Consider the following 26,404-nt stretch of genomic DNA (forward strand, 5'->3'; position numbering starts at 1 on the left):
CCAGTCTCTCAGAGGCGCCCGCCACCTCCCGGGCAGTGCACGCCGGTATCCACACCTATGTACGTTTCATCACATGCTGGAGGTGGTCGACCAGGACGGGCACATGGCTGTCGGCGACGTCCTTCACGGCGGTGATCAGCGTGACGGGACCGCCCGCGCGCACGATCCCCGCCAGCCGGTCGACGGCCTCGGTGTGGGCCGGGTCGTCCAGTTCGGTGCGGTAACGGTCGACGAAGGTGTCGTGGCGGGCGCCGGAGCGGTCCTGGTGGTACCAGGAGCGCAGCTCGTCCGACGGGGTGATGTCCTTCAGCCACACGTCGATCGCGGCACGCTCCTTGGAGACGCCGCGCGGCCAGAGCCGGTCGACGAGGACGCGGGTGCCGTCGCCGTCCTCGGGCGGGTCGTAGACCCTGCGTACGCGTACGGGGTCGCTGCCGCTCACGATCGGAGCCTTTCCGCCGGGGCCTTCGGAGCTTCCACCCTCTCCCCCGCTCACCCCGCCCGCACGTCGCGCCAGGCCGCCGGGATGCCGTGCGCGACGTCCTGCGCGGAGACCGGGGCGCCGTCGGAGCCGTGCCGGGCGGCCAGTCCGTGCAGGTAGGCACCGACGGACGCGGCGTCGCGCGGGGCGAGTCCGGCCGCGAGCAGGGACCCGGTCAGCCCGGAGAGCACATCGCCGCTGCCCGCCGTGGCGAGCCAGCCGGTCCCGGTCGGGTTGACCCGTACGGGGGTGTCGCGGGCCTCAGCGACCAGGGTCGTGGACCCCTTGAGGAGCACGGTGGCGCGGTAGCGGGCGGCCAGCTCGCGTACGGCGGCGAGCCGCCCGGCCTCCACCTCCTCGCGCGCCACGCCGAGCAGGGCGGCGGCCTCCCCGGCGTGCGGGGTCAGGACGGTGGCGGCGGTCCGGGTCCGTACGGTCTCGGGCTCCAGGAGCCGCAGCCCGTCCGCGTCGACCAGTACGGGGACGTCGGCGCCGAGCACGTCGGCGACGGCCTCCTCGGCCCACCGCCCGTCCCCGAGCCCCGGTCCGATCACCCAGGCCTGGACGCGTCCGGCCTTCGACGGCGGCCCGGCGTGCACCAGGGTCTCCGGGAAGCGGGCGATCACGGCGTCCGTGCCGGGTCCGACGTATCGCACCGCCCCCGCCCCGCCGTGCAGGGCGCCCGAGACGGCGAGGACGGCCGCGCCCGGGTAGCGCTCGGACCCGGCGACGACGCCGACGACACCCCGGCTGTACTTGTCGCTCTCGCCCCCCGGGACCGGCAGCAGCGCCGCCACGTCCGCGTACTGGAGCGCCTCCAGGTCCGGCGGCTCCGGCAGCTCCGGCCCGAGCCCGATGTCCACCAGCCGCAGGGCGCCCGCGTGTTCGGCGGCCGGGTCGATCAGGTGGCCCGGCTTGTACGTGCCGAAGGTGACGGTCGCGTCGGCGCGGACGGCCTCGCCGTGCACCTCCCCGCTGTCGGCCTCGACGCCGCTGGGCAGGTCGACGGCGATGACGGGGGTACGGCCGTGGGCCCGGGTCACCGCCCGCAGCAGGGCGAGGGCGTCCTCGCGGAGCCCGCCGCGCCCGCCGATCCCGGTGATGCCGTCCACGACGAGGTCCAGGCCCCCCAGCCCGTCGGGTCCGTCGGCCACGCGCCCCCCGGCGGCCAGGAACGCGGCGAGGCCGCCGGCGTGCGCCCGGTCGGGCGAGACGAGGAGGGCGCGCACTCCGGCGCCCCGCCGGGCGAGGCGTGCGCCCGCGTACAGGGCGTCGCCCCCGTTGTCGCCGCCGCCGACCAGGAGCAGGACCCGGGACCCGTACACCCGGCCGGTGCGCCGCAGCAGATCCGCGCAGGCGGCGGCGAGGCCGGCGGCGGCGCGCTGCATCAGGGCACCTTCGGGCACCCGCTTCAGGAGGGCGGCCTCGGCGGCCCGTACGGTCTCCACGCTGTAGGCACGTCGCATGGGACCAACCCTGGGCGATCACGGGGACGAACGCCACCCCCGACGGCCGGAGGCGGTTCACCCCTCCGCGATCACCACGGCTCACCCCTCCGCGATCACGACGGCCGAAGCCACCCCCGCGTCATGGCTGAGCGAGACGTGCCAGCCGCGCACGCCCAGTTCGGCGGCGCGGGCGGCCACCGTGCCGCTCACCCGCAGCCGGGGCTGCCCGCTGGCCTCCACCCAGACCTCCGCGTCGCTCCAGAGCAGCCCGCCCGGCGCGCCGAGGGCCTTGGCCAGGGCCTCCTTCGCGGCGAACCGGGCGGCGAGCGAGGCGATGCCGCGCCGCTCGCCGCTCGGCAGCGTCAGCTCGCTCTCGACGAAGAGCCGGTCGGCCAACTGGGGCGTACGCTCCAGCGCGGCGCCGAACCGCTCGATCTCGGCCACGTCGATCCCGACCCCAATGATCACGGCCCCCACCCTCGTTCGCTCACTTGCTCACTCGCTCACTCCACGGTCACGGACTTCGCCAGATTGCGCGGCTGGTCCACTTCGTTGCCACGGGCCGTCGCCAGCTCGCAGGCGAAGACCTGGAGCGGCACGGTGGCGACCAGCGGCTGAAGCAGCGTAGGCGTTGCGGGGACGGTGATGAGGTGGTCGGCGTACGGGACGACGGCCTCGTCGCCCTCCTCGGCGACGACGATCGTGAGTGCGCCCCGGGCCCGGATCTCCTGGATGTTGGAGACGATCTTGTCGTGGAGGACGGAACGCCCGCGCGGCGAGGGCACGATGACGACGACCGGCAGCCCTTCCTCGATGAGCGCGATGGGCCCGTGCTTGAGCTCCCCGGCCGCGAACCCTTCCGCGTGCATGTAGGCGAGTTCCTTGAGCTTGAGCGCGCCTTCGAGGGCGACCGGGTAGCCGACGTGGCGCCCGAGGAAGAGGACGGTGTCGTGGTGGGCGAGGGAGCGGGCCAGTGCGCGGACGGGCTCCATGGTCTCCAGTACGCGTTCGACCTCGCCGGAGATCGCGGAGAGCTGGCGCACCACCGTACGGATCTCGTCACCCCACTTGGTGCCCCGCAACTGGCCCAGGTACAGGGCGACGAGGTAGCAGGCGACGAGCTGGGTGAGGAAGGCCTTGGTGGAGGCGACGGCGACCTCGGGCCCGGCGTGGGTGTAGAGGACGGCATCGGACTCACGGGGAATCGTGGAGCCGTTGGTGTTGCAGATGGCGAGGACCTTCGCGCCCTGCTCTCGGGCGTGCCGGAGCGCCATCAGGGTGTCCATGGTCTCGCCGGACTGGGAGATGGCGATGACGAGGGTGCGCTGGTCGAGGATCGGGTCGCGGTAGCGGAACTCGCTGGCGAGCTCGGTCTCGCAGGGCAGCCGGGTCCAGTGCTCGATGGCGTACTTGGCGATCATCCCGGCGTGGAAGGCGGTCCCGCAGGCGACGATGACGACCTTGTCGACCTCGCGGAGTTCGGCGTCGGGGATGCGCACCTCGTCGAGGCTCAGTGACCCCTCGCCGTCGATCCGGCCGAGGAGGGTGTCGGCGACGGCCTGGGGCTGGTCGGCGATCTCCTTGAGCATGAAGGAGGCGTAGCCGCCCTTCTCGGCGGCGGAGGCGTCCCAGTCGACGTGGTACTCGCGCACCTCCGCGAGGTCCCCGTCGAACCCGGTGACGGTGACGCCCTCACGGCTCAGCTCGACGACCTGGTCCTGGCCGAGCTCGATGGCGGACCGGGTGTGCGCGATGAAGGCGGCGACGTCGGAGGCGAGGAACCACTCGTCCTGCCCGACCCCCACCACGAGCGGCGAGTTGCGCCGGGCCCCGACGACGACGTCCGGCTGATCCGCATGCACGGCGACCAGGGTGAAGGCCCCCTCCAGCCGCCGGCACACCTGCCGCATGGCGTCCGCGAGGTCCCCGCCCGCCGAGAACGCCTCGGCCAGCAGATGCGCGACGACCTCGGTGTCCGTCTCCGACCCGAGCGCGTGCCCGCGCCCGGTCAGCTCGCGCCGCAGGGCCGCGAAGTTCTCGATGATCCCGTTGTGGACGACGGCGACCCGGCCCGCGTTGTCCAGGTGGGGGTGGGCGTTCACATCGTTGGGCGCCCCGTGCGTGGCCCACCGCGTATGCCCGATCCCGGTCCGCCCGGCCGGCAGCGGCCGGTCCCCCAGCTCCTTCTCCAGATTGACGAGCTTTCCCGCCTTCTTCGCGGCGGCGAGCCCGCCGTCCGCGAGCACGGCGACACCCGCCGAGTCGTAGCCCCGGTATTCGAGGCGCTTGAGTCCCGCGACGACGACGTCCTGCGCCGACTGACCACCGACATAACCCACGATTCCGCACATAGCGGCACCTTAAGGCCGGAAGCGGCTCGCGCGAGGAATGTTGGTGGCATACAATTCTTTGTACATGACCCACACGAAGGGCGGCCGGACATGTCGGTGACCCAGATCGACATAGACGATGAAGCTCTGGAGCGGGCGATGGCTCTCTCCAAGGCCCGGACGAAGAAGGAGACCGTCAACCTCGCCCTCCGCTTCTACGCGGAGCAGCAGGAGCGCGCGGCGCGGATCAGCCGTCACTTCGAGCGCGCGCGCAACTGGGGCGCGGTCGAGGACGCCGAGCGGCGGCACCGGGCGGAGAAGGACGGTCAGTGATCTACCTGCTCGACACCTCGGGCCTCGTACGGCTGCTCTCCGACACCACCTTGCAGTCGGCGTGGTCCGATGCGATCGAGGCCGGAACGGTCGCCTCCTGCTATCCGCAGCGAGCGGAGTTCCTGTACGGCGCCCGCGACGCACGCGAGTACGACGAGATCGTCGAGATGTTCACCGACCTCTACCCGGACGTCTCCGTACCGAAGAGCGCCGGGCGCTGGATCACCTCGGTCCAGCACCGCATGGCACGCGCCGGGCAGCACCGGAGCGCTTCCGCCGTGGATCTCGTCATCGCCGCCACGGCGGCCCATCACGGCCTGACGGTTCTCCATGACGACCTCGACTACCGCACGGTCGCCCGGCACGCCCCGGACCTCGGCGAACACAGCGTGCACGACGTGGCCTGACACTCCGGTGCGGGCCCGTACGGGGCCCCGCACCGGAGCAGGTTCAGGCCGTGACGAGAATCCTCGTCACTAGCAGTACTGCGCCTCCTTGCCGATCGAGCGGTACATGCAGTCCGCGTTCTCGATCAGTTGCAGCACCGCGTCCCGGTTGCGGGAGGTCTCGCGCTCGATGACCTCGTCGGGCGGGTAGAAGCCGCCGCCCGAGGCCGAGCGCGGGAACATCTCGAAGGTGTAGCCGAAGATCTTCTGCGAGCCCCACAGCCAGTCGTCGATCGAGCCGTCCGTGATGTAGAGGTCGCTGGACTGCTCGGCGGTGTAGCCGTTGCTCGCCGCCATCTTGCGGCCCACCGTGGCGAACGCGTTGCGGTCGTCGGCGGTCAGGCCGGGGGCCGTGTCGTTGTACGTGTAGCCGAACGGCCAGAGCACCAGCTCGCTGTACGTGTGGAAGTCGATGGCCGCCTTGATCTGCTGCTTCCCGCCGACCACCCGGCTGCGCACGAAGTCCGCCACGACCTTCGTCTCGGGTGCGGACTCGGGGCCCGTACCGCGGTACGTGTCCGAGGACGGGCTGGAGGAGGAGCCGCCGCAGCAGCCCCACTTGAAGGCCCAGTTGCGGTTGAGGTCGGTGCCGACCGCACTGGAGCCGGAGTTGGGCTGCCGGTTCTTGCGCCAGCTGCGGTACGAGCCGGTGGCGATGTCGTACTCGCCGCCGTCGGGGTTCATGTCCGGGATGATCCACAGCTCGCGGCCGTTGACCGCCTGGGTGATCCGGGAGTCGCTCCCGTACCCCGTGGCGAACTCGCGGAGCAGGTAGAGCGACATCTCGACGGTCAGGTGCTCGCGGGCGTGCTGGTGGGCGGTGAACAGGACCTCGGGCTCGGCCTCGTCGGTGCCCACGTTGTCGCTGATCTTGATCGCGACGATGTCGCGGCCCTGGTAGGTCTTCCCGATGACGCGCTTGCTCATGATCGAGGGGTTGGCGGCGATCCGGGCGTCGATGGCCGCGGTCATCTCGGCGTAGTTGTGGTAGCGGGAGTCGGCCGGCGGGAAGTCGAGTGCGCCGACGCCCTCCGCCCCGTGCGCATGGGCGTCGGGCGCGGGCAGCGCCTCCAGGAGGTGGCCCTTGGCCCGGAGCTGCTTGGCCTGGGCGGTGCTGGCGCTGATCACGATGCCGTGGTCGTGGACCTCGTCGATGGTGACGCCCGCGCGGAGGATCTCGGTGCGGACGGCCGGGGTGGTGCGCCCGGTGATCTCGTACTGGACCGGCCGCTCGGCCGTCGCGACGACCGGCTTCCGGGCGGAGGTCTCGGCGGTGGCCACGGCGGATGCCGGAGCGGCGAGGCCGAGGGCGAGCAGGACGGCGAGGGTGGCGTTCCGCCTGGCCTTCGTCCTGGTCGCGCCGGCCTTCGTTCTGGCTTTCGCCGAGCGGGATTTCCGTGTGTTGGCGAGTCGCATGCTGGCAGTCTCCTGAGTCCGTCGGGGTGGGGGGTGGAGCTGTGCGACGGGCACAGGATGGAGCTATGTCATGAGCGGGTCAAGGTGTAGTTTCTGGCCACTTCCGCGCGGCTCCGGTGTTCAGAGACGGCGGTACGTACGGCCGCCACGGCGAGGCAGAGCCCGTGGGTCGTCCCCGTCCTTCGCGGTGGCCTCCAGGGCCAGGTGCAGTTCGGCTCGGACGGCGGCATCGGCGAGGTTCTGCCCGAGGCGCTCGGCGCACCGGGTGAGCCAGGCCGTCAAAGTGGTCCGGTGGACGTGCAGTTCGGTCGCGGCGGGGGCGGTTCTGGCGTGGTGGCGCAGCCAGCAGGCGAGCGCGATCCGGAGGTGGGGTTCGAGCCCACCGACCAGGCCGACGGCCCAGGTGCGGGCCGCTTCGGTGTCCAGGATCCCGCTGGGCGGCGTCTCCGGCCGGGCTTGGCGGTCGCTCTTCCGTTCCTGGTCGTGGCCCCGGCCCTGCCCGTCGCCCCGCGTCGGCGCGCGGAGCGCCAGCAGCAGGTGCGCCTGCACGGTGATGTTGTCCAGGTCCGCGTCCAGGAGGGCGGCCACGCCCCGGAGCCGGGTGCGGACCGTGCCGGGCGAGAGCCCGAGCGCGGTGGCGGCACGGGGGGCGCTGCCGGTGCGGAGCCGGACCAGGAGCAGGTGGCGGTGGTCCGGGGTCAGCGGGCTCAGCACGGATCGTGCCCACGCGGTGTACGGGCCAGGGGGGAGCAGGCGGGCGAGCTGCGGGGTGCCGACGGCGTCGGCGGGGACGATGCGGTGGGCGGGGGTGGCGCTGTGCCGGGCCGCCGCCGCGTCGGCGTGGGCGGTGGGCGTCTCGGCCAGGGGCAGCGGTCCGGCCAGGCCCGCCAGGAGGTCGTGGCGTTCGCTCACCCGGGAGACCAGGCGCAGGACCCGCCCGTCGTCGCTGCCGTGGTGGAGCTCGGCGACCAGGAGCTCGCCGTCCACCTCGCCGATCAGGGCGCAGGCGCCGCCGTGTCCGGCCAGGGACGGGCGGACGGCCCGCCAGAGGACCTGGTGGGCGGTGGGGATGTCGGGGCCGGTCAGCCGGTAGAGCGTGACATGCGTGAGTCCGCCGGCCCGCACGGTGTCGGTGACGGAGGTGGTGTGCCCGGCCAGCAGCAGCCGGAGCAGGGTGCTGTGGAGCCGCATCTGCTCGGCGCGCAGTTCGGCGGCGCGCTGCCCGCGTACCTCCAGGAGGGCCGCCGTGGTGGTGGCGACGAGCCCGACGTGTTCGGCGGTCATGGTGGGTGCCGGGTGCAGGACGAGCACGGCTCCGGCCGCTGGGCGCTGCACATGGTGCGGGTGGTCCTGCGGATGGGCCGCGGCGTGGACGCCGTCGGCCGCCGCGGTGGCGGGCGTGCTGTAGACGGCCCCGGCGATCGGGTCGGCCAGCACCGCCGCCCCCTGGACGAGGACGGCGGCCTCGCTGACCAGCTGCGCACCGGACCGCGTCGCGGCCCGCAGCAGCCGGTCCGCCATCGCCTCCCGGACCGTACGGGAGGAGTCCCCCGGGCCTGCGGTGTCGGGTCCGGTCGTGTGGGTGGTGCTCATACCGCGCCCCCTCGGCGTACGAACGCGCGCCGCGCACCTGCGGTCCGGGTGCGCGGCGCGGCGATGGCGGGCACGGTCAGGGAATGCGGGCGACGGCTCCCCACCCGGCCCGGCCGGTGGTGGTGCCGGTGTTCGCGTCGGGCCGCCAGTTCGGCCAGGACACCATCCCCGGCTCCACCATCTCCAGCCCGTCGAAGAACGCGATGGTGGTCTCCGGCTCGCGGAAGATGTACGGGATCGCCCCGCTGCTGTTGTACTCGTCCTGGACCGCCCGGTGGGCCTCGTCCGAGGCGGTCGAGTGGGACAGGGACAGATAGCTGCCCGAGGGCAGCCGCGCCACCAGCCGCCGTACCAGCGACAGCGCGTCGTCCCAGTCCACGATGTGCCCCAGCACGTCGGAGATGACGAGGGCGACGGGCTCGTTCAGGTCCAGGGTCTTCGCCGCGCCCTCCAGGACCGCCTCCGTGTCCCGCATGTCCGCCTCCACGTACGCGGTCGCGCCCTCGGCGCTGCTGGTCAGCAGCGCGTGGACGTGCAGCAGCACCAGCGGGTCGTGGTCGACGTAGACGATCTTCGCGTCCGGGGCTATCCGCTGCGCGACCTCGTGGGTGTTGTTCGCCGTCGGCAGGCCCGCGCCGACGTCCAGGAACTGCCTGATCCCGGCGTCCCGGGCGAGGTAGGTCACCGTACGGCGCAGGAAGTCACGCGACTCCTTCGCGAACGTCTCGATCAGCGGGTACTTCTCCCGGTAGGCGTCGCCCGCGGCCCGGTCCGCCGGGAAGTTGTCCTTCCCGCCGAGCCAGTAGTTCCACACGCGCGCGGAGTGCGCGACGCTCGTGTCGATCTGCGCGGGCAGTTCAGCCCCGTTCCCGGTCGTACTCATCCTGCAGAACCTCCCTCGTTCGGTCCGGACGCATCGCCATCACGCACGACACGTCCAGCATCGCTTGATATTCCTGTACGGGCGGGCCGCTGTCCCACACCTCCGCCGTTCCCGGCAGCCCGCCCTCACGCACCACGTGATCCGCGATCTCCCGGATCTCCACGCGGTACTGACTCAAAGCCGGCACTCCGGTCAGCGGGTGGGGCGGCGCGTCCTCGGCATGGAGCTGCACCATCACATCCCGCCGCTCCGCCGCCTCCCGGAGCGCTGCGAGCTGTTCACGCATCACCTCGCCGTCGCCGACCCGGCAGCGCAGCGCGGTGACCGGCAGCACCGCCCACACCCGCGCCTGCTGCTCACGCAGCCGCCGCTGACGCATCACCAGCAGATCCGCGCGCCGCCGCCGGACCGCGGGGTCCAGCCCGGGCCGCAGGGCGGCGTCCACGGCCATGGCGTACGCCGGGGTCCGCAGCAGCAGCGGTACGAGCGCCGGGTCCCAGGTGCGCACGATGCTCGCGGCGGACTCCACGCTCATCAGGTCCATGAGCCAGGGGTCCATCGCATCGCGCCACGGATGCCACCAGCCGGGCATGTTGGCCGCGTTGAGCCGGCCCATGATGTCGTCGGTCTCGGACGCGCCCGCCCCGTACCGGTCGAGCAGCGCGGACACCTGCCCCACGTCCAGGGAGGTCTGCGCCTGCTCCAGCCTCCGCAGCGTCGACGGGTGCCAGCCGAGCAGCTTGGCGGCCTGGGGTACGGACAGGCCCGCCCCTTCCCGCAGGTGCCGCAGCCGCGCCACCAGGACCAGGTGCTGTGCTGTCCGGCCCGACCTTTCACGTGCCACCGCTCGTCCTTCCGCTCCGGCCCGACATCCGACAGTTCACGCAGCCTGCGCGCAGTGCACACAGCGCACCTTGCGACGATCGCGCGCCGCTCCCATGGTGAGTATGTCTGTCCCCACCGACCACGACGCGGCGGAGCGTTGTCACCGCCTCTCGCACCCCTCGCGGAGCACTTTTTGGCCACCTCGATCCTCGATCGACCACACGCCCGCGCACCCCGGATCAGCCACCTCCTCGCCCGCCGCGCCATCACCACCTTTCCACGGGACCGCAGTTGAACGACCGGCGCCCTCCCCGCCCGCCGCCTCCTTCCTCGCCCCCGAGCGCCCCCGGGCCCGGCCGGGCCTCCCCGGCCCCTGCCTCCCCGGCCTCTCCACCGCCCCGAACTCGACGGTCCCGTACGCCCGCACTCTGGAGCCCGCCTCATGAACCGCCCGAACCTGACGCACCCGGACCCTCGCCCCTCCGCCGCCCCCGCCTCTGCCCCCGCCCTCGCCCCACCGAGGCAGCTCCCCCGGCGCCCCCTGGACCTCCGCGTCCGCACCCGGCGCATCCAGGTCGAGGAACTCGTCGTCGACGACCCCGGCAAGGTCCTCGACCACGCCCAACGGGCCGCCCTCACCGCCCCCGACACCGCCGCCGCCCTCGGCCACAGCCCCACCACCCCCCTCACCCTCCCGGCGGCGGCGGCCCTGCTCTGCGCCCTCCACGAGCCGGGCGAGCTCGCCGCGATGGGCCTGCGCCTCACCCGCCACACCACCCACGTGACCGCCTCCGACCAGCAGACCGAGCCCGTCTCCCTGGAGCTGTCGTACGCCCCTGAGTACGAGGAGTGAGTACGCGCACTCACGCTCGGGCCCTCCGGTCGCTCCACCATGGACACGGCGCAGCGATCAACCGATGACCTGACCGGCCATCACTTCACCGAGGAGCTCACATGTCCCAGCGTGCCGTCACCATCTCCGCCCTTGCGGCTGCCGCCCTGCTGGCGGGAGCGGGCGCCTACGCCTTCGCCGGGGAGACCGGGGGCAGCGGGAGCACCGGGCCCGAGGTGACGAAGGCTTCCGTCGCGTACGTCGCACCGACCGCGGACAAGGACGGCTCGCTCACCTTCACCGCCGAGGTGTCGGACGACTCCGGGGTCCGACACCTGAAGGTGCTGGCCTGGCCCGCGAGCATGACGCCCGCCCCGGACGCGGACGACATGGCGCACGTGGAGTCGGCCGCCTGCGAGCCGTCGGGGTCCTCGGGGGACAAGGCCGCGCTCTGCACGTACACGGTGAAGGTGACGAGCGCCGAGGCGGCCGAATCCCCGAACGGCGCGTGGCACGTGGGTGTCCTGGCCTCGGCGGAGGACGGCGGCACGACGTTCGCCCCGAAGGCGGCCGGGTTCACGGTCAAGGGCTGAGGCCACGGTCAGGGGCTGGGGCCACGGTCGGAGGCCGAGTTCACGGCCTGCGCGACTCGGGGCCGGCGGTCACCTCCACGGCGAACCCCGCCGACTCGACGTGAAGCGCCCCAGGCGGGAGGTGCGGGAGCGTCATCCGCCCTCGCGCCCCTCCCCCAGCTTCCGCCGCAGCGCCGCTCTCTCCGGCTCGGTGCCCGCCAGCTCCAGCGCCTCCCGGTAGGCCGCGGCCGCCTCCCCGGCCCGCCCCAGGCGGCTCAGCAGATCGCCCCGCGCCACCGCGTACGGCCCGTACGCCCGCAGCCGGGGCTCACCGCCCAACGCGTCCAGCAGCGCCAGCCCCGCACCCGGCCCGTCGCGCATCGCGACCGCCACGGCGCGGTTCACCGCGACCACGGGGGACGGGGTCAGGGTGAGCAGCACGTCGTACAGGGCCACGATCTGCGCCCAGTCCGTGGACCCCACGTCCGCCGCCTCGTCGTGCAGGGCGGCGACGGCGGCCTGCACCCCGTACGGCCCGGCCGGCCCCCCGGTCAGCGCCCGCACCACCAGGGCCCGCCCCTCCTCGATCATCGACCGGTCCCAGAGCCCCCGGTCCTGGTCCTCCAGGAGCACCGGCTCCCCCGCCGGGCCGGTCCGCGCGCCGCGCCTGGCGTGGACGAGGAGCAGAAGGGCGAGGAGCCCGGCGCTCTCCCTCTCACCGGGGAGCAGACGGTGCAGTATCCGGGCCAGCCGGACCGCCTCCTCGGCCAGGTCGAGCCGCTGGAGACGGGGGCCGGAGCTGGCTGCGTACCCCTCCGTGAAGACCGAGTAGACGACCTGGAGCACCCCGGGCAGCCGCTCCGGCAGCTCGTCGGGCCCGGGCACCCGGAACGGGATCCGGGCCTCGCGGATCTTCTTCTTCGCCCGCACGATCCGCTGGGCCATGGTCGCCGTCGGCACGAGGAAGGCCCGCGCCACCTCGGGGGTGGTGAGCCCGGCGAGGCAGCGCAGGGTGAGGGCGGTACGGTCCTCGGCGGCGAGGGCGGGATGAGCGCAGGTGAAGAACAACTGAAGCCGCTCATCCGGCAGTTCACCGATCTCCGTCGGGGCGGGGGCGGCCTCGTCCCGCTCCGCGTCGGCCTGGAGGACGGCGAGCCGCGCGGCGTACGCCTGGTCGCGCCGCAACCGGTCCACCGCCTTGCGCCGCGCGGTCGTCAGCAGCCACGCCCCGGGCCGGGCGGGAACGCCCTCGGCCGGCCAGTGGCGCAGGGCCGCCTCGATCGCCTCGGACGTCACCTCCTCGGCCAGGTCGAGATCCCCGAACCGGCGTACGAGGGAGGCGAGCAGCAGCCCCCGCTCCTCCCGGAACACCGCCTCGACGGCTGCCCGAGCCTCCTCCGGCTCCTCACCCACCACCGCTCTCAGCCCCCGAAGTCCGCGACCGGCCGGACGACGACCGAGCCGCCGTCGCGCGCACCGGGACAGCGGGCCGCCCAGTCGAGGGCGGCGTCGAGGTCCGGCACGTCGATCACGAGGAACCCGCCCAGCAGCTCCCGCGTCTCCGCGAACGGCCCGTCCGTCACGGTCCGCTCCCCGGTCGGCGAGACCCGCACGGTGGTCGCTGTCACCAGATCGGCCAGCGACTCGCCGGAGACGAGGATGCCCGCGTCGCGTACGTCCTTGTCGTAGGCCATCCAGTCCTCGACGGTGCACTGCGGCGCCCCGCCCTGCTCGTCGACGGCCCCGCTGTGGATCAGCAGCATGTACTTCATGGTCCGACTCCTGTCACCTGTGTGGAGCGCCCGCCGGGTGCGGGCCGCCTTACACGATGACGACGAACGGGACGGCCCCCGATCGACACGCCGCCCGAATTTTTCTTTCGAGCCTCAGGGAAGGAGCGTCAACGCGGACACATGCCTGGGCTTGACCACCGTGAAGTGACGACGATCGAGGGTCGCGACCCGCTCCACGCCATGCCGCTCAGCCACTGCGATCACCGACGCGTCGACCGCTCCGAGAGGGAAGTCCGCGTACTGCAGAACCAGCTCGCTCATGCGCGCCAGATCGGCGGCAGTGAGGTGCACCAGTTCAAAGGTGCCGCGTCGGACCTCCTCCAGAAATGCGGCCTCCACCTTGGGCCAACGCTCCAGGAGCCAGCAGACCTCGGTGAGAACGGGGCTGGGCAGCAGCCGGCGGCCGGTGAGGGTGGCCAGGAACCTGCCGCATTCGGCGTGACGCCGGTCGCCCGCGTTGAGAGCCGCAGCCAGCGGGCCGGTGTCGAGGACCGTGGTGATCACTCGGCGTTCCCGAAGCGCCGCTCCATGCGCTCGCGAAGGTAGTCGTCGTGCCGCTCCGCAAGGTCCGCCGGGCCCTGGATGCTGCCGATCAGCGCGATCAGCCCCTCCGGCACCGACTCTTCCTCGGAGGGCTGCTCGGAAGAGACTGCTTCGACTACCTGAGCCAGTTCCTCGTCCTGGGTCACCAGCAGCCGCAAACGCCGCACCTGGCGGGGCGAGAGCCGGTCCACGAGGTGGTGCATGTCTTCGTAGTCGCGCGCAGCGGTCACCCCAGCAGTGTAGAGCCGTGCAACCCCTCGCGGACAGGACAACGGCGCCCTCACGCGCTCAGGCGAAACGGCTCGCCACCGTCCGTACGGGCCTCGCCGCACCCCCGGCACACCCCCGCCACCGGTGACCGGAACGCCCGGTCGCAGTCGTCGCAGTTCTGGAGGGGGACGACCGGCGCCGCGACGGAGAGCGGCGGCGGGAAAAGCGTGATCAGGCGGTGGCGCAGCAGCTTCGCCGGGTGCCGGAGCGGTACGGGCGGGTCGTCGGTGAGCGCCTCCCGTACGGCATCGGGCCGCATCCCCCGCTCCAGCCAGGCCGCGACGCCGGGAACGAGCCGCCGCACGTCCTCCTCGGACAGGACGAAGACAGGCGCCGTACGCCGCAGCCCGGCCAGCAGGTCGGCCGCCGCCGCGTACAGCGCCTCGGTGGGACGGCACGGACCGGGCAGCGGTGGGCGTGGCGGCCTGGGCGCGGTGGGCGGCGGCACGAGCCGGGACGCGGGGGCGGGTTCCTCCGGTACGGGTTCAGGCTCAGGCTCCGGTACGGGTTCGGCCTCAGGCTCCGGTACGGGTTCGGCCTCAGGCTCCCGTTCCGGCTCGGCCTCAGGCTCTCGTACGGGAGCCGGGTCCGCCCGCCGGGCCGCCGCCTCCGGGTGGTTGTACGACTCCGTGCGCGTGGCCACCCGGCCGCCCCGCACGCGCTCCCGGGTGCGGCGCAGGAATCCGTGCTGCTCCAGCTCGCGCAGGCCGGCCGCGATGGCCGCCTCGCTCTCCGGGAAGATCTCGGCGAGCACCTTGATGCCGATGCGCTTCCCGGCGGGCAGCGACTGGATGTGGGTGCCGAGGCCGATCGCCAGCAGGGACAGGTCACGGTGCTGGGAGAGGCGGTTGGAGATGATCGAGTAGCCGTCGGTGAGGCGGATGTTGATGTGGACGATGCCGGAGGACGGGGCGCGCAGGGGCGCGCTAACCTGCTGGGTACCCATTGGGAAGTCTCTGTCTTCCTCGGTGGTCAGGCCTTCGGTCGGGATGCCAGTCCCGGCCGGGGGCCGTCTCATGTCTGCGGTTGTGGTCAGCGTGAGCATATGCCCGCCAACAGGGACAAAATCCAGCCCGGTTGGCACAGTTCACCCGTGTGAGTGACGACGCCCCTCGCGCGTATGCGCGCGCTCTCGCGCGTCCAGGGGTAGCCGACGGCCGTCAGGGTTGGGTTGGGTTATTTCCCCAGTAATCAAAAGCAAGTAATTAAAAGCCTTTACGTCGCAGCCGGCCACGACGCGGTCCACCTCGTCGCGGCCACCCACGTCACGGTCCACCGGGTCGCGACTGCCACGACCCGGTGGACCCGCCGAACCTCCGACCGCCCACCGTCCTCGTACCTCAGACCTCAGACCTCAGAGCCAGCGAAGCTCCCACAGACGCCAGACCGCGTCCTCCGCGAGGCGATGGCCGCCCAGGACCGCCGAGCGCGTCACCACTTGGCGCTGCCGGTGCCAGACCGGGATCAGCGGGGCGTCCCTCGCGACGGTGTCCTGGATCGCCCGGAACTGCTTCATGGCCCGGCCCCGGTCGGTGAACCGCTGGGTGTCCCTGATGACATCGTCGACCTCGGCCGATGCGTAGCCGTTGGCGAGGACGTTCCCGGTGCCCACCAGCGGCTGGACGAAGGTGTCCGCGTCGGGGAAGTCCGGCACCCATTGGTAGAGGTGGATATCGAACTCGCCTTTCAGACAGCGCTTCTGGTAGGTGGTGAAGTCGCGTTCCTCGACCAGGTCGACCCGGAACAGTCCGTCCTTCTCGAACTGCTGCTTCAGCTCACGCGCCTCGACGGCGGCGATACCGGGCTGGTGGCCCAGTTTGATGCGTACCGGAGTGGAGATTCCGGCGGATCGCAGGCGCTGCGCCGCATAGGCGGGGTCCGCCTCCGGATAGCGGTCGAAGAATGCCGTGCTGTGTCCGGCGACGCCTTGCGGAACGAGCGAATACAGCGGTGTCACCGTGTGCTTGAAGACCTCGCCCGCCAGATGTCCCCGGTCGAGGAGGGCGGCGACGGCTCTGCGGGCCGCGACATTCCCTAAAGGCTTGCGCGGAGAGTTCAGGTTCAGCACGAGATAGTGCGCCTCAGCGCTGTCCCCGACGGAAAGGCGTACGTCCTCGTCGCCGGGGCCGATCCCCGCGAGGGTGGCGGCCGGAAGTCCCGCGTAGGCGATGTCGACCGTTCGGGCGTTCCACGCCTCTTCGACCTCCTGCGAGGTCTCGAAATAGCGGACCTCGACCGTGACTCCCTCCGTGGTCACGGCTCCTCTGTACGCGGTGTTCGGTTCGAGGGTGAGGGACTTCCCCTCCTCGTAGGACGCCAGGACGTAGGGGCCCGACCCCGAGGCGCTCTGCTCCTCCCGCAGCCGGTTCGCCGGGAACTCCGCCGGGTCGACGATCGAACCCGCCCCCGTGGCGATCTTCGACGGCCAGGTGGCGTCGCCGGTCGCGAGGTGGAACGTCACGAAGGGGCCCCGGGCCTCCACGGAGACGAGGTTGGCGAACAGGGGCGCGGGCCCCAGCGGGTCGCGGATGCGCAGAATGCGGTCGAACGACCGCTTCACCGCCGCCGCTGTGAGGGGATTCCCGCTGGAGAACGTGAGGTCGCCCCGCACTTTGCATCGATAGGCGGTGAGGGAGGCGCTGGTGAATGCGCAGGACTCGGCCGCGTCCGGCTTCGGGACCGGTGATCCCGGGCCGAAGCTGAGGAGGCCCTGGTAAATGTTGCTGAAGACCGCCCAGGAACCGTTGTCGTACACCCCGGCGGGGTCGAGGCTTGTCAGACGGCTGGCCGTTCCGATGACGATCGGTCTTTCGTCCCCGGCCCCGGCTCCCGTCTGCGGCAGCTGACAACCGCTGGTGAAGAGAAGAACGAAAGACCCTGCTGCGATTCCGAGACGGGCGAGTTTCATGAAAGTGCTCATGCTTCCTTGGTCCATGGGCATGGCAATGACAGGGGTGCTGTGCCATCGGTGGCTGGAACCTAAGGGCAGCCCGCGGGCGTTTCCATCCGTAGGCCGAGATCACGGATACGGCTTCACCATTTCCTCACCGCGTAGCACCGCATAGCACCGCACCACCCGGCCTCGCCTCTGCCCGCCGCCCGGATTCGCCGCCGGATACGTATAAGTGATCGGCCCGCCCCGGATATTCAGGGCCGGGTGCGCTCCGTACGTTGGAATGACCCGTCAGCGGTCGATCCGACGCGAGGGAACGCGGCTCCGCCGGCGCGAGTCACTCGCACTCCGCTCCGGTAGGGCATGAAGACCGCGACCCCCGAGGAGATGGCGCCATGACCAAGCTCTACTTCCAGGTCGATGTCCCCACCAGGAACTCCGTGCAGCCCGAGCGGTGCGGATTGCATGTCTTCACCGGGGCCGCCGAGACCGAGTCGGACGCCCTGCGCATAGCGCGCGAGGCCTGTGACGCGGCGGTCGCCGCACGCGAGGCCGGCTTCGCGATCCCGCGCCGGCGTCCGGACGGCTGGGGGGCGCGCGGGATGCGTTCCGGCTGGGTGCTCGACTGGGAGGCCGCGACGGTGGTCGTCTGGGAGCACGACAGAGCGTTCTGGAGCTCCCCGGCTCACGGAGGAACCCTCCCGGCTCACGAAGGGACCCTCCCGGCTCGCGGAGGAACCCTCCCGGCTCAGGGAGGAGTCGGGCCCGGCCGGTGAGCCAGGTCGCGGCGGGAGAGCGCGCCGGTCTTGCGCATCGCTCCGGCGATGTGCTGCTCCACGGTCCGCGGGGAGAGGTGCAGGGTCGCGGCGATCTCCCGGTTGGTCAGGCCGGAGACCGCGAGCTGCGCCACCTCCTCCTCGCGGGGCGACAGCTGGTCGGCGTGCGAGGGGCGGCCGGGCGGGCGGCCCTTCCTGGCGGGCTGCCGGGTACGCAGCAGGGCCCTGGCCCGGGCGGCGTCCCAGACGGCCCCGAGGTCGGTGAAGCGCTGGGCGCAGGACTCCAGGGCGGTGAGCGCCGTCAGGGTGCCGGGGTCGTCGGATACGGGGGCCGGCGAAGCGGCGGCCTCCGCCGACTCCCCCTCCGTCTCCGGGGCCGGGCCCCCCGCCCCCTCCGTGTCCGCCGCGAGTACGCAGCGGGCGGCGCCCTCCGTGGTCAGTGCCTGGGAGTAGGGGCGCGGAAGCTCCGCATAGGCCGCCGCGGCCTCCCCGTACAGCTTCGCGGCCTCCAGCAGTACCTCGCGCCGCTCCCGGGCCGGCGCATCCGTCTCGGTGAGCACGGCCCGGCTCCACACCAGCGCCGCCCTCGCGGCGGGCGCGTCACAGCGGCCGAGGCCCTGGGCGAAGTTCCGGACCATGGTGTGGGCCGTGCCGCTGTCGCCCGCGCGCACCAGCGCCTCCACGGCCCACGGCGCGAGTTCCGCGGCCCAGGGCCAGACGCCCTTGTCGGCCACCACCTTCCAGGCCGACCGCGCCTGCTCCGCCGCGACGCTCACTTCCTGCCGGGCCAGCGCCAGGCGGATCAGGGCCCCGGCCGCCGCCGCGCCCAGGGGCACGGGCAGGTTCTCGGTCCCGAATGTGCCCCGCTGGAACAGCCAGGACTTCGCCTCCCCCCAGTCCCCCTGGGCGACGGCGAGCAGGCCGCGTACGAGATAGGCGTCGGAGGCGATGAGCGGCATGTCGGCGGTGGCCGTGATGAACTCCTCGCACCGCTCGGCCAGGCCCAGCCACTGGCCGGTCCACCAGGCCTGGAGCAGCAGGGTCCCCAGCGCGCTGTGTTCCGTGTACGGCGCGCCGGTCCGCGCGGACAGCTCGCGTCCTCGGGTCAGCAGGTCGTCCACCCGCCCGTAGAAGCCGAGCCAGACAGCGGAGTCCGCGGCGTTGCACAGACCGCGGGCCGCCTGCCGGGCACAGGCGGGGTCGGTGCTCTCCACGGGCAGCTTCGCCACCAGCTCCCACGCCTCGGGGTCGGCCCAGCTCATCGCGAGCCCCACGTGGTTGGCCAGGACCGCCGTACGCATGGCCTCGTCCCCGCTGTCGTCCGCGGCGGCCACGGCCTTGATGAGCCACGCCTGGTGGACGTCGAGGGAGACCCCGGGGTGGTACGGGAGGACCAGTGCGGCCATGGCGCGTGCGGCCAGGGCGGAGCGGACGTCGCGCAGCTCGGCGGCGGCGATCTCCAGCACCCGCCACCCCTCGGGGAACCGGCCCATCTGGTTGCAGAGCATCAGCCCCAGGTCCAGGCGCAGCTCTCCCCGTACGGCCGGGGGCAGCGCCGCGTCCTGCACGATCTGCGCGAGCACCTCCACGGTCTGGTCCGAGCGCAGTCCGGTCACCGCGTTGCGGGCCAGCAGCGGCGCCAGCCGGGCCCGGGCCTGCGGGGGGATGTCGGGCGTGGCCAGCGTCCGCTCCAGGAGCGTGATCGCCTGCTGGTGCCGGCCGGAGGCCTCCGCCGCCTCGGCCGCCTTCTCCACCGCCCTGAGCCAGCGGGGGCCGTCACCGGCCGCCCGGTGGTGTCCGGCCACGGCGGCCCAGGCCACGGGGTGCCTGCGGCTGAGCACGTTCGCCGTGCGCCGGTGCAGATCCTGGCGTACGGGGCCGGGCACGGTGGCCCGTACGGCGGAGGCGGCCAGCGGGACGGCGAAGCCGTAGCGGCCCTCGGCCGGCTCCGCCAGGGCCGCGCTCTCCAGGGCCCGCAGCAGGGCGCTGTTCCCGGTCGCGGCCCCGAGCCCCGACACCGCGATCAGCTCCTCCCGGCCGACGGGCCCGTCGAGGACGGCGGCCGCCCAGACCACCGGCCGGTGCTCCGGTGACAGGGCGTGCGTGCGGCTCAGGACCAGCTCCGCCAGCCGGGGCGGCACCCCGGCCGCGTCCACCTCGGCGGCCGTGCCGGTGAAGGCCGGCCACTGTCCCCGCACCATGGCCAGCAGGTCGACGACCACCCGGGGCACTCCACCGGTGCGCTCGTGGATCCTGGTCACGGCCTCGTCCGTACAGCCGCAGCTCTCCCCCAGGGCCTCGACTGCGGCCCGGCGGACGCGCTCCTCGTCCCAAGGGGCCAGTCGGCTCCTGAGCACGGCAGGCCGGTTCGCGTACGCCATCGGCGGGCTGCCCAGCGGCAGGCCGGGCACGGGGAGCTCCTCGGGGCGGTACGTCACCACGGCCGCCGAGCCCCGCTCCAGCCCCTCCAGCACCCGGCGGAGCCGCCGCAGCTCGTCCTCGTCCGCCCGGTGCACGTCGTCCACCAGCCACAGGGCCGGTTCCCGGCGGTGCTCGTCCTCCTCGGGCGGCCCGTCCTCGGCTCCGCACCGCCACCACAGGCGGGCCAGGTCCGGCACCCCGGGCGGATCGACCGGCCCCCGACGATCGGCCGGCCCCTGGAGATCGGCCAGCTCCTGGAGCAGGTGGCTCTTGCCCTCCCCGGCGGCGCCTTCGACGAACATCAGCACCGGGTCGGCGTCCGGGCCGGGCAGAGCGCGCACCAGGGACCGCAGGGCCGAACCACCCGTCGTGATCACGTCGCCACCCTCGCTCTCGTCCGTCCCAGGTGGCCCGGACGCGTCCAGGTGGCCCGGACAGCGCCACGGGATCTCTTTCATGCCTCCTGGAGTTCACGCCTCCTGGAAAAACAATTAGATCACTGGTCCTCGACGGACAACAGCGGGCTGAACACCTTTTGTCGGCGTGCGCAGGGGCGGGTGTGCGGAAGAGCTCCCGGGGGTGGGGCGGACAGCGGAGTACGCCCCGCCGGCTGCTCGAAAAGCAGGACGCGACGCCCTTTCGGCTGGGACTTCCGAAAGCACACGCGCCGCTCGTTCCGCACACCCGTGGCCGATCGGCCGACGCCTGAACCTACGTCCCCCCTGCTCCGGAGAACATCCGGGGAGCGGATCCACGGATACGCAAGAAACTTTCGAAAACATGCCGGGGCACGGATGCGGGGCGGCGCCGGACACGTTACGGGCGCGCTTTCCTCTGCGCCCACATGAACAGCTCCGGATTTTTCGACCCGGACAGGATTTCCGGAGCGCCGGAATTTCCGACGCCTTCAGGAAGGTGAACGGACGGCGAATTAAATAGGGGTCCGTATACGCGGCATCCGGATAGTCATGCGGGTGCCGCGTTCGTAGGTTTCCCCCCATCGGTCGATCACTCGCACCCCATAGCGATCAGCCGTACCACGACCGGGCCCCCGTCCCACCGGGGTCCCGCGAGCTGAGCATGCGAGTGCCGCGATGTCCGTACGCATGCGCCACCCCCCTTGTTTGTCATGCACCGTTCGGGCAGTGCGGCCTGCCCGAACGGACCGAAAGGAACCGACGTGCACGGCTTCACCCCCCTCCGTATATCCGTCGCGCTCGCCACCGTCGTCGCGGTGATGGGCACCGGCGTCGCCTTCGCCGGATCCTCCGGCTCGGCCCACCCCACGGACCAGGCCCAGACCTCCGCCCCGGCCCAGGCCTCCGCCCCCGCGTCCGCCGACTCCACCGAGCCGACCCAGCGCTTCATCATCGGCTACAAGTCCCACGCGGACGAGGCCACTTCGAACACGGCGTTCGTGAAGGACGTCAAGGCCAAGGCCGCCGAGACCGGCGAGCGCATCTCCTTCCAGCGCCGGCTGGGCACCGGCGCCGCCCTCGTCGACCTGCCCGAGACCGAGAAGCCCCAGGACACGCAGGAGGCCATGGCGGCCTTCCGGGCCGACCCGGACGTGGCCTACGTCGTCCCCGACCGCCGCGTACAGCCCACCGCGGTCGACCCCGCCGAATACCGCTACCAGTGGGACCTGTACGAGTCCCAGGCCGGCATGAACGTGCCCTCGGCCTGGAAGCAGGCCACCGGCAAAGGCGTCACCGTGGCGGTCATCGACACCGGCATCACCAAGCACACCGAGCTGGGCTCCCGGCTGGTGCCGGGCTACGACTTCATCTCCGACTCCTGGACGGCCACGGACGGCGGCGGCCGGGACAACGACCCCTCCGACACCGGGGACTGGGCCAACCGCGGGCAGTGCGGCAAGGACAGGAACGGCAACCCGGTCCCCGCCCGTGACACGAACAACTCCTGGCACGGCACGCATGTCGCCGGCACCATCGCGGCCACCGCCAACGGGTACGGCACGGTCGGCGTCGCCCACGAGGCGAACATCCAGCCGATCCGGGTCCTGGGCAAGTGCGGCGGATCGACCTCCGACATCATCGACGCCATCACCTGGGCCTCGGGCGGAACGGTGTCCGGAGTACCGGCCAACAAGTATCCCGCAGCGGTCATCAACATGAGCCTCGGTGGCGAGTTCACCTGCGACCAGGCCTACAACACCGCCATCAAGTCCGCCGTGGGCCGGGGAACCTCCGTCGTCGTGGCCGCGGGCAACGACAACGCCGACGCCTCCGCCTACAGCCCGGCCGGCTGCGCGAACGTGATCACCGTCGCCGCCTCGGACCGCGAGGGCAACCGCGCCGCCTACTCCAACTACGGCACGGCCGTCGACGTCACCGCCCCCGGCGGCGAGACCGCTGTACGGGCCGACGACGGCATCTGGTCGACGATCAACAAGGGCACCCGCTCGGTGGGCAGCGAGGGCTACGCCTCCTACCAGGGCACCAGCATGGCCGCTCCCCACATCGCCGGGCTGGCGGCGCTGCTGAAGCAGAAGGCCCCCTCCCTCACCCCCGCCCAGATCGAGCAGACGGTCAGGAACAACGCGCGCAGCCTGCCCGGATCCTGCTCCGGCGGCTGCGGTGCCGGCCTCGCCGACGCGGCGAAGACCCTGACCGCCGCCACCGGCAACTGACCAGCCCCCCCCCACACACACAGGAGAAGACATGAACAAGATCAGCAGGACTCTGTCGATCGGCGCGATAGTCGCGGCGGTGGCGCTGACCGGAGGCATGGCGGCCGCCTCGCAGCCCGCCACCACGGACCCGACCCCCGCCCCGTCCACCGGTACGCAGCCCACCGGCATGGTGAAGGCCCTCGCCGACTCCCTCGGCGTCTCCGTCGCCGAGGCCGAGCGGAAGCTCGACCGCCAGAGAGCCCAGCAGAAGACCCTGGAGCGCCTCGGCACGTCCGGAGTGCCCACCAGGAGCGCGTACTTCGACGCCCGGGGCACCCTCACGGTCGACGTCGCCACCGCACGGCAGGCCGCCGAGGTGAAGGCAGCCGGACTCGCCGCCCGCATCCCGGCCCGCGCCCCCTCGGCGCTCGACCGGATCAAGGCGGAACTCGACCGGCTCGCCGAGAGGAAGCTCCCGGCCGGTGTGGAGTCGTGGCACGTCGACCCGGTGAGCAACAAGGTCGTCGTCACCGTCCGCGACACGGACGACGCCACCAGCCGCGCCTTCGTCGCCGCGGCGCGTTCCCACGGCTCGGCCGTCACCGTGGCGACCACGACTCAGGACGCCCCGCAGGCCGCCGCCGCCATCGCGCCCGGCAGCAAGATGAACATCAACACCTCCGACGTGAACGGCGGTTACTGCTCCGTCGGCTTCGGTGCCCGGGACCAGCAGGGCCGGCAGTACCTGGCCACCGCCGGCCACTGCATCAAGGGCCTGGACACCCTGTACTTCAACGGATCGCAGTTCGCCAAGGGGACCTACACCCGCTTCGCGCACGGCTACGACAGCGTCGACATGGGCATCGCCGCCATCAGCTCCGGCAACTCCGTCACCACCTCCGTCGGCGGCTGGCGCGTTGTGGCGGACACCCCGGTGAAGGGGAGCCAGCGGGCCGCCGTCGGCTCGACGGTCTGCAAGTCCGGCGCGACCACCCGGTGGACCTGCGGCACCATCAGCAGCTACAACCACTCGGTCACCTACACCGACCCGGGCCAGCCGCAGACCCTGGTCAAGGGTCTGGCCAAGTCCACCGTCTGCATCCACAAGGGCGACAGCGGCGGTGCCTGGATCACCAACCAGGGCCAGGCCCAGGGCGTGACCTCCGGCTCCAGCGACCTCAGCTGCGACGGCAGCTTCGGCAGCGGCGCCAGCTGGATGCAGCCGCTGGACGACCTGCTCCGTTACTACGGCCTGACGCTGAACACCGCCTCCTGAACGACCGTGTTCCGTCGCGGCGAGCCCTAGGGCCCCGCCGCGACGGAACGCGACGGGAGACGACGGGACGCGATGAGTACGGTGGCCACCCGCCCCCGGTCGGGTGGCCACCGCTCCATGCCCGGACCAAGGCGGCCGGGGCGTCCGGGTCAGTCGTCCCAGCTCTGCGGGGGCAGCTGGACCTCCACCACCCCGACCCACCTGCCCCAGGACGTCACGGTGACGTTGAGCCGGTCCCCCGTGCCCTCGGTCACCCCGGTGTACTCGCCCTCCGGCTCCCCCACGGCCCTCTCCACCCCGCAGCCGACGAGCGTCTTGTCCAGCTGTTCCACGGCTTTGGCGGCTTCGGCCCCGGTCCCGTACGTGGAGACGCGGTACCGGGCACGGGCGCCGTCCTTGCCCTCGTACAGGCGGGTGTACTGCATTTCGAGCGGCAGGTCCAGTTCACCGGACCACGTCCCGCACGTGCTGCCCAGCCCCGCCTCCGGCAGGGGGGCGGTGTCGGACTCGCCCTCCCACTCCCCCTCGAAGGTCTTCCAGCGCAGGACCTCATGCCCGGGCAGCACCGAGGGGTCCAGGGCGCGCACCACCCCGCCGCTCTTGAAGGGGTTCGGCCCCACGGTGGCCACGTCCGCACCGCGTGACTCGTCCGGCAGCACCAGGCCCGCCCAGGCTCCGAGGCCCATCGCCCCGGCGGCGACGAACGCCACCACGGCCACGCCCGCCCGCCGGCGGGTCCGGCGGCGGTCGCCGCGGGCCCGGACGGCCGCGGCCGGGGCGAGCCGCACGGGGGTGTCGGTCAGCAGTTCCTCGATGTCAGCCATGCCGGGCCAGCCCCTCGTCCTCGTACGTGTCCATGAGGGCGAGGCGCTCGCCCAGTTGCCTGCGGGCCCGGCTGAGCCGGGTCCGTACCGCTCCGCTCGTGGAGCCCGTCTCCCGGGCCACCTCCTCCACCGGCAGATCCAGCAGGTGGTGCAGCACCACCGCCCGCCGCTGGTCCGGTCTCAGCTCGCGCAGGGCCGCCACCAGCGCGGCCCGGTCGCCCAAGGCCCCGGACGGGCCCGGGTCGTCCGACACGGGGCCGTGGCGCAGCTGGGCGCGGAGCCGGTTGCGGGTGCGGCGCCAGGCGCTGACCGCGAGCCGGGACGCGACGGTCCGCACCCATGGGAGCGGGTCGCCCTCGCGCGTCAGCCGGTCCCAGCGCTGCCAGGCCCGTGCGTACGCCTCCTGGACCGCGTCCTCGGACTCCGCCAGGTCGCCGGTCATCGCGTAGACGGTGGCGACCAGGCGTTTGGCCGTCGCCGCGTAGAAGGCGTCGAACTCAGCTTCCTTCGACATCCTGATCCTGACTGTGGTCGTTGATCCTGTGGTCGTTGATCGGGGCCCTGCTGGTGAGATCGAGGCCCTGCTGGTGAGGTCGTGCGGGAACCGCCGTCGTTCCGTCCGCCGCTTCCTGCCATAGACACGCCCGGGCGGCCCGCGATGTTACAAAGCAGGACCGGAAGTCCCGTGAACCTTTCCGGCCGCTGCGGGCAACAGGGGGGCCGACCTCTGCGTAACCGGACACCCACGTGACCGACCCCACCCTCCACTCCGTTAAAACTCCCGCAACAATGAAGGGTGATCACTTCGCCCGCACGGAGCCCGCAGCGCCGCACCGAGCATGCGCCGACCCCCTACGTCGACCTCTCGCGCGACGAGTGGAGCGCCCTGCGGGACAAGACCCCGTTGCCGCTGACCGCCGACGAGGTGGAGCGGCTGCGGGGGCTCGGGGACGTCATCGACCTGGACGAGGTGCGGGACGTCTACCTGCCGCTCTCCCGGCTCCTGAACCTGTACGTCCAGGCCACGTCCGGGCTGCGCGGCGCGCTGAACACCTTCCTCGGGGACGCCGGGAACGGACACGGGGAGCAGCGCGGCACCCCGTTCGTCATAGGGGTCGCGGGCAGTGTCGCCGTCGGCAAGTCCACCAGCGCCCGTATCCTCCAGGCGCTACTCGCCCGCTGGCCCGAGCACCCGCGCGTGGAGCTGGTGACCACGGACGGGTTCCTGCTGCCGATGAAGGAGCTGCGGGCGCGCGGGCTGACCTCGCGCAAAGGGTTCCCGGAGTCCTACGACCGGCGGGCGCTGACCCGGTTCGTCGCGGACATCAAGGCGGGCAAGGACGAGGTGACCGCGCCCGTCTACTCGCACCTGATCTACGACATCGTCCCCGGCGAGCGGCTCACCGTCCGCCGCCCGGACATCCTCATCGTGGAGGGGCTCAACGTCCTCCAGCCCGCGCTGCCGGGCCGGGACGGGCGGACCAGGGTCGGGCTGGCGGACTACTTCGACTTCAGCGTGTACGTGGACGCGCGCGCCGACGACATCGAGACCTGGTACCTCAGCCGCTTCCGGAAGCTGCGCGACACGGCGTTCCAGGACCCGTCCTCGTACTTCCGCAAGTACACCCAGGTCTCCGAGGAGGAGGCGCTGGACTACGCGCGCACCATGTGGCGGACCATCAACAAGCCGAATCTGATGGAGAACGTGGCTCCGACGCGCGGCCGTGCCACCCTGGTCCTCCGCAAGGGACCGGACCACAAGGTCCAGAAGCTCTCCCTGCGCAAACTCTGACACTTCCGGGGAAGGCGTGCCA

At 72.4% G+C, this 26,404-nt stretch carries 25 protein-coding genes; 8 read left to right on the plus strand and 17 right to left on the minus strand.

Translation table 11 applies throughout. From position 1 onward, the window contains the following. Positions 1-55: 55 nt before the first annotated feature. From R2B67_RS13170 to glmS, 4 genes are all read right to left on the minus strand, one after another. The gene (locus R2B67_RS13170; protein ID WP_317818055.1) at positions 56-442 is read right to left on the minus strand and encodes a DUF488 domain-containing protein; all 387 of its coding nucleotides are present in this window, start codon (positions 440-442) and stop codon (positions 56-58) included. 50 nt (positions 443-492) lie between these two features. Next, positions 493-1,947 carry an NAD(P)H-hydrate dehydratase gene (locus tag R2B67_RS13175; protein WP_317818057.1) on the minus strand — a complete coding sequence of 485 codons (1,455 nt, stop codon included), beginning with the start codon at positions 1,945-1,947 and terminating at the stop codon, positions 493-495. An 81-nt stretch (positions 1,948-2,028) separates the two neighbouring features. Beyond that, entirely contained in the window at positions 2,029-2,397 is a 369-nt protein-coding gene (locus R2B67_RS13180) for a holo-ACP synthase (protein ID WP_026241205.1), read from the minus strand. A gap of 35 nt (positions 2,398-2,432) precedes the next feature. Continuing rightward, entirely contained in the window at positions 2,433-4,280 is a 1,848-nt protein-coding gene (glmS, locus tag R2B67_RS13185) for a glutamine--fructose-6-phosphate transaminase (isomerizing) (protein WP_026241206.1), read from the minus strand. A gap of 90 nt (positions 4,281-4,370) precedes the next feature. Here glmS and R2B67_RS13190 point away from each other — a divergent pair, with 90 nt between their 5' ends. Further along, the gene (locus tag R2B67_RS13190; protein WP_015610765.1) at positions 4,371-4,592 is read left to right on the plus strand and encodes a type II toxin-antitoxin system VapB family antitoxin; all 222 of its coding nucleotides are present in this window, start codon (positions 4,371-4,373) and stop codon (positions 4,590-4,592) included. Further along, positions 4,589-4,999, plus strand: coding sequence for a PIN domain-containing protein (locus tag R2B67_RS13195; RefSeq protein WP_030561842.1), 411 nt, complete (start codon positions 4,589-4,591; stop codon positions 4,997-4,999). The genes R2B67_RS13190 and R2B67_RS13195 overlap by 4 nt, the downstream gene beginning before the upstream one ends. A gap of 69 nt (positions 5,000-5,068) precedes the next feature. On the opposite strand, the gene R2B67_RS13200 is transcribed toward R2B67_RS13195, so the two are convergent. The 4 genes from R2B67_RS13200 to R2B67_RS13215 form a co-directional block, all read right to left on the minus strand. Continuing rightward, positions 5,069-6,454 carry a M14 family metallopeptidase gene (locus tag R2B67_RS13200; RefSeq protein ID WP_317818061.1) on the minus strand — a complete coding sequence of 462 codons (1,386 nt, stop codon included), beginning with the start codon at positions 6,452-6,454 and terminating at the stop codon, positions 5,069-5,071. Between the two features lie 120 nt (positions 6,455-6,574). Next, positions 6,575-8,047, minus strand: a complete 1,473-nt coding sequence (locus R2B67_RS13205) for a PucR family transcriptional regulator (RefSeq protein ID WP_317818063.1) — start codon at positions 8,045-8,047, stop codon at positions 6,575-6,577. A 76-nt stretch (positions 8,048-8,123) separates the two neighbouring features. Continuing rightward, entirely contained in the window at positions 8,124-8,930 is an 807-nt protein-coding gene (locus R2B67_RS13210; RefSeq protein ID WP_018510561.1) for an SAM-dependent methyltransferase, read from the minus strand. Next, positions 8,905-9,774, minus strand: a complete 870-nt coding sequence (locus tag R2B67_RS13215; RefSeq protein WP_317818064.1) for a helix-turn-helix domain-containing protein — start codon at positions 9,772-9,774, stop codon at positions 8,905-8,907. Before R2B67_RS13215 ends, R2B67_RS13210 begins: the two co-directional genes overlap by 26 nt. A gap of 423 nt (positions 9,775-10,197) precedes the next feature. Here R2B67_RS13215 and R2B67_RS13220 point away from each other — a divergent pair, with 423 nt between their 5' ends. Both R2B67_RS13220 and R2B67_RS13225 read left to right on the plus strand, forming a co-directional pair. Beyond that, a complete protein-coding gene (locus tag R2B67_RS13220) occupies positions 10,198-10,608 on the plus strand; it encodes a hypothetical protein (RefSeq protein WP_317818065.1) in 411 nt (136 codons plus the stop codon). Between the two features lie 101 nt (positions 10,609-10,709). Continuing rightward, the gene (locus R2B67_RS13225; RefSeq protein WP_317818066.1) at positions 10,710-11,180 is read left to right on the plus strand and encodes a DUF5707 domain-containing protein; all 471 of its coding nucleotides are present in this window, start codon (positions 10,710-10,712) and stop codon (positions 11,178-11,180) included. Between the two features lie 132 nt (positions 11,181-11,312). Here the strand turns inward: R2B67_RS13225 and R2B67_RS13230 are convergent, their stop codons facing one another. The 6 genes from R2B67_RS13230 to R2B67_RS13255 all read right to left on the minus strand — a co-directional run bounded on the left by R2B67_RS13230 (position 11,313) and on the right by R2B67_RS13255 (position 16,520). Continuing rightward, a complete protein-coding gene (locus R2B67_RS13230) occupies positions 11,313-12,572 on the minus strand; it encodes an RNA polymerase sigma factor (RefSeq protein ID WP_317818068.1) in 1,260 nt (419 codons plus the stop codon). Between the two features lie 8 nt (positions 12,573-12,580). Beyond that, a complete protein-coding gene (locus tag R2B67_RS13235) occupies positions 12,581-12,931 on the minus strand; it encodes a YciI family protein (protein ID WP_096630585.1) in 351 nt (116 codons plus the stop codon). 114 nt (positions 12,932-13,045) lie between these two features. Next, complete coding sequence (locus tag R2B67_RS13240; protein ID WP_317818070.1) at positions 13,046-13,456, minus strand: type II toxin-antitoxin system VapC family toxin; 411 nt, start codon at positions 13,454-13,456, stop codon at positions 13,046-13,048. Next, positions 13,453-13,725: a hypothetical protein gene (locus R2B67_RS13245; RefSeq protein WP_237327510.1), complete on the minus strand. Its 273-nt coding sequence runs from the start codon at positions 13,723-13,725 to the stop codon at positions 13,453-13,455. The genes R2B67_RS13240 and R2B67_RS13245 overlap by 4 nt, the downstream gene beginning before the upstream one ends. Before the next feature lie 50 nt (positions 13,726-13,775). After that, entirely contained in the window at positions 13,776-14,711 is a 936-nt protein-coding gene (locus R2B67_RS13250; protein ID WP_317818072.1) for a hypothetical protein, read from the minus strand. A gap of 408 nt (positions 14,712-15,119) precedes the next feature. Beyond that, a complete protein-coding gene (locus R2B67_RS13255; protein WP_317818073.1) occupies positions 15,120-16,520 on the minus strand; it encodes an ABC transporter substrate-binding protein in 1,401 nt (466 codons plus the stop codon). Positions 16,521-17,053: 533 nt separating this feature from the next. Here R2B67_RS13255 and R2B67_RS13260 point away from each other — a divergent pair. After that, a complete protein-coding gene (locus R2B67_RS13260; RefSeq protein ID WP_381073320.1) occupies positions 17,054-17,434 on the plus strand; it encodes a hypothetical protein in 381 nt (126 codons plus the stop codon). Here R2B67_RS13260 and R2B67_RS13265 read toward each other — a convergent pair. Further along, positions 17,407-20,232, minus strand: coding sequence for a helix-turn-helix transcriptional regulator (locus tag R2B67_RS13265; protein ID WP_317824843.1), 2,826 nt, complete (start codon positions 20,230-20,232; stop codon positions 17,407-17,409). The two genes, R2B67_RS13260 and R2B67_RS13265, sit on opposite strands and share 28 nt — an antisense overlap. Before the next feature lie 803 nt (positions 20,233-21,035). Here R2B67_RS13265 and R2B67_RS13270 point away from each other — a divergent pair. Both R2B67_RS13270 and R2B67_RS13275 read left to right on the plus strand, forming a co-directional pair. Further along, positions 21,036-22,508 carry a S8 family peptidase gene (locus tag R2B67_RS13270; RefSeq protein ID WP_317818074.1) on the plus strand — a complete coding sequence of 491 codons (1,473 nt, stop codon included), beginning with the start codon at positions 21,036-21,038 and terminating at the stop codon, positions 22,506-22,508. Between the two features lie 31 nt (positions 22,509-22,539). After that, the gene (locus R2B67_RS13275) at positions 22,540-23,766 is read left to right on the plus strand and encodes a S1 family peptidase (RefSeq protein ID WP_317818076.1); all 1,227 of its coding nucleotides are present in this window, start codon (positions 22,540-22,542) and stop codon (positions 23,764-23,766) included. Positions 23,767-23,915: 149 nt separating this feature from the next. Here R2B67_RS13275 and R2B67_RS13280 read toward each other — a convergent pair whose 3' ends face one another. Both R2B67_RS13280 and R2B67_RS13285 read right to left on the minus strand, forming a co-directional pair. Next, positions 23,916-24,590, minus strand: coding sequence for a hypothetical protein (locus R2B67_RS13280; RefSeq protein WP_317818077.1), 675 nt, complete (start codon positions 24,588-24,590; stop codon positions 23,916-23,918). Then, a complete protein-coding gene (locus R2B67_RS13285; protein ID WP_317818078.1) occupies positions 24,583-25,104 on the minus strand; it encodes a SigE family RNA polymerase sigma factor in 522 nt (173 codons plus the stop codon). The genes R2B67_RS13280 and R2B67_RS13285 overlap by 8 nt, the downstream gene beginning before the upstream one ends. Before the next feature lie 282 nt (positions 25,105-25,386). On the opposite strand from R2B67_RS13285, the gene coaA reads away from it, so the two are divergent. Then, positions 25,387-26,382 carry a type I pantothenate kinase gene (gene coaA / locus R2B67_RS13290; RefSeq protein WP_018510578.1) on the plus strand — a complete coding sequence of 332 codons (996 nt, stop codon included), beginning with the start codon at positions 25,387-25,389 and terminating at the stop codon, positions 26,380-26,382. The last annotated feature ends 22 nt before the right edge of the window (positions 26,383-26,404 follow it).

The sequence above is a fragment of the Streptomyces cyaneofuscatus genome, from assembly GCF_033109485.1.
GTDB lineage: Bacteria > Actinomycetota > Actinomycetes > Streptomycetales > Streptomycetaceae > Streptomyces > Streptomyces cyaneofuscatus.

Excerpts from the sequence above, each read along its gene's own strand:
- R2B67_RS13275 (WP_317818076.1), top strand. The coding sequence starts at position 22,540 with ATGAACAAGATCAGCAGGACTCTGTCGATCGGCGCGATAGTCGCGGCG.
- R2B67_RS13285 (WP_317818078.1), bottom strand. The coding sequence starts at position 25,104 with ATGTCGAAGGAAGCTGAGTTCGACGCCTTCTACGCGGCGACGGCCAAA.
- R2B67_RS13190 (WP_015610765.1), top strand. The coding sequence starts at position 4,371 with ATGTCGGTGACCCAGATCGACATAGACGATGAAGCTCTGGAGCGGGCG.
- R2B67_RS13220 (WP_317818065.1), top strand. The coding sequence starts at position 10,198 with ATGAACCGCCCGAACCTGACGCACCCGGACCCTCGCCCCTCCGCCGCC.
- glmS (WP_026241206.1), bottom strand. The coding sequence starts at position 4,280 with ATGTGCGGAATCGTGGGTTATGTCGGTGGTCAGTCGGCGCAGGACGTC.
- R2B67_RS13210 (WP_018510561.1), bottom strand. The coding sequence starts at position 8,930 with ATGAGTACGACCGGGAACGGGGCTGAACTGCCCGCGCAGATCGACACG.
- R2B67_RS13200 (WP_317818061.1), bottom strand. The coding sequence starts at position 6,454 with ATGCGACTCGCCAACACACGGAAATCCCGCTCGGCGAAAGCCAGAACG.
- R2B67_RS13235 (WP_096630585.1), bottom strand. The coding sequence starts at position 12,931 with ATGAAGTACATGCTGCTGATCCACAGCGGGGCCGTCGACGAGCAGGGC.
- R2B67_RS13250 (WP_317818072.1), bottom strand. The coding sequence starts at position 14,711 with ATGGGTACCCAGCAGGTTAGCGCGCCCCTGCGCGCCCCGTCCTCCGGC.
- R2B67_RS13280 (WP_317818077.1), bottom strand. The coding sequence starts at position 24,590 with ATGGCTGACATCGAGGAACTGCTGACCGACACCCCCGTGCGGCTCGCC.
- R2B67_RS13260 (WP_381073320.1), top strand. The coding sequence starts at position 17,054 with ATGACCAAGCTCTACTTCCAGGTCGATGTCCCCACCAGGAACTCCGTG.
- R2B67_RS13175 (WP_317818057.1), bottom strand. The coding sequence starts at position 1,947 with ATGCGACGTGCCTACAGCGTGGAGACCGTACGGGCCGCCGAGGCCGCC.
- R2B67_RS13225 (WP_317818066.1), top strand. The coding sequence starts at position 10,710 with ATGTCCCAGCGTGCCGTCACCATCTCCGCCCTTGCGGCTGCCGCCCTG.
- R2B67_RS13205 (WP_317818063.1), bottom strand. The coding sequence starts at position 8,047 with ATGAGCACCACCCACACGACCGGACCCGACACCGCAGGCCCGGGGGAC.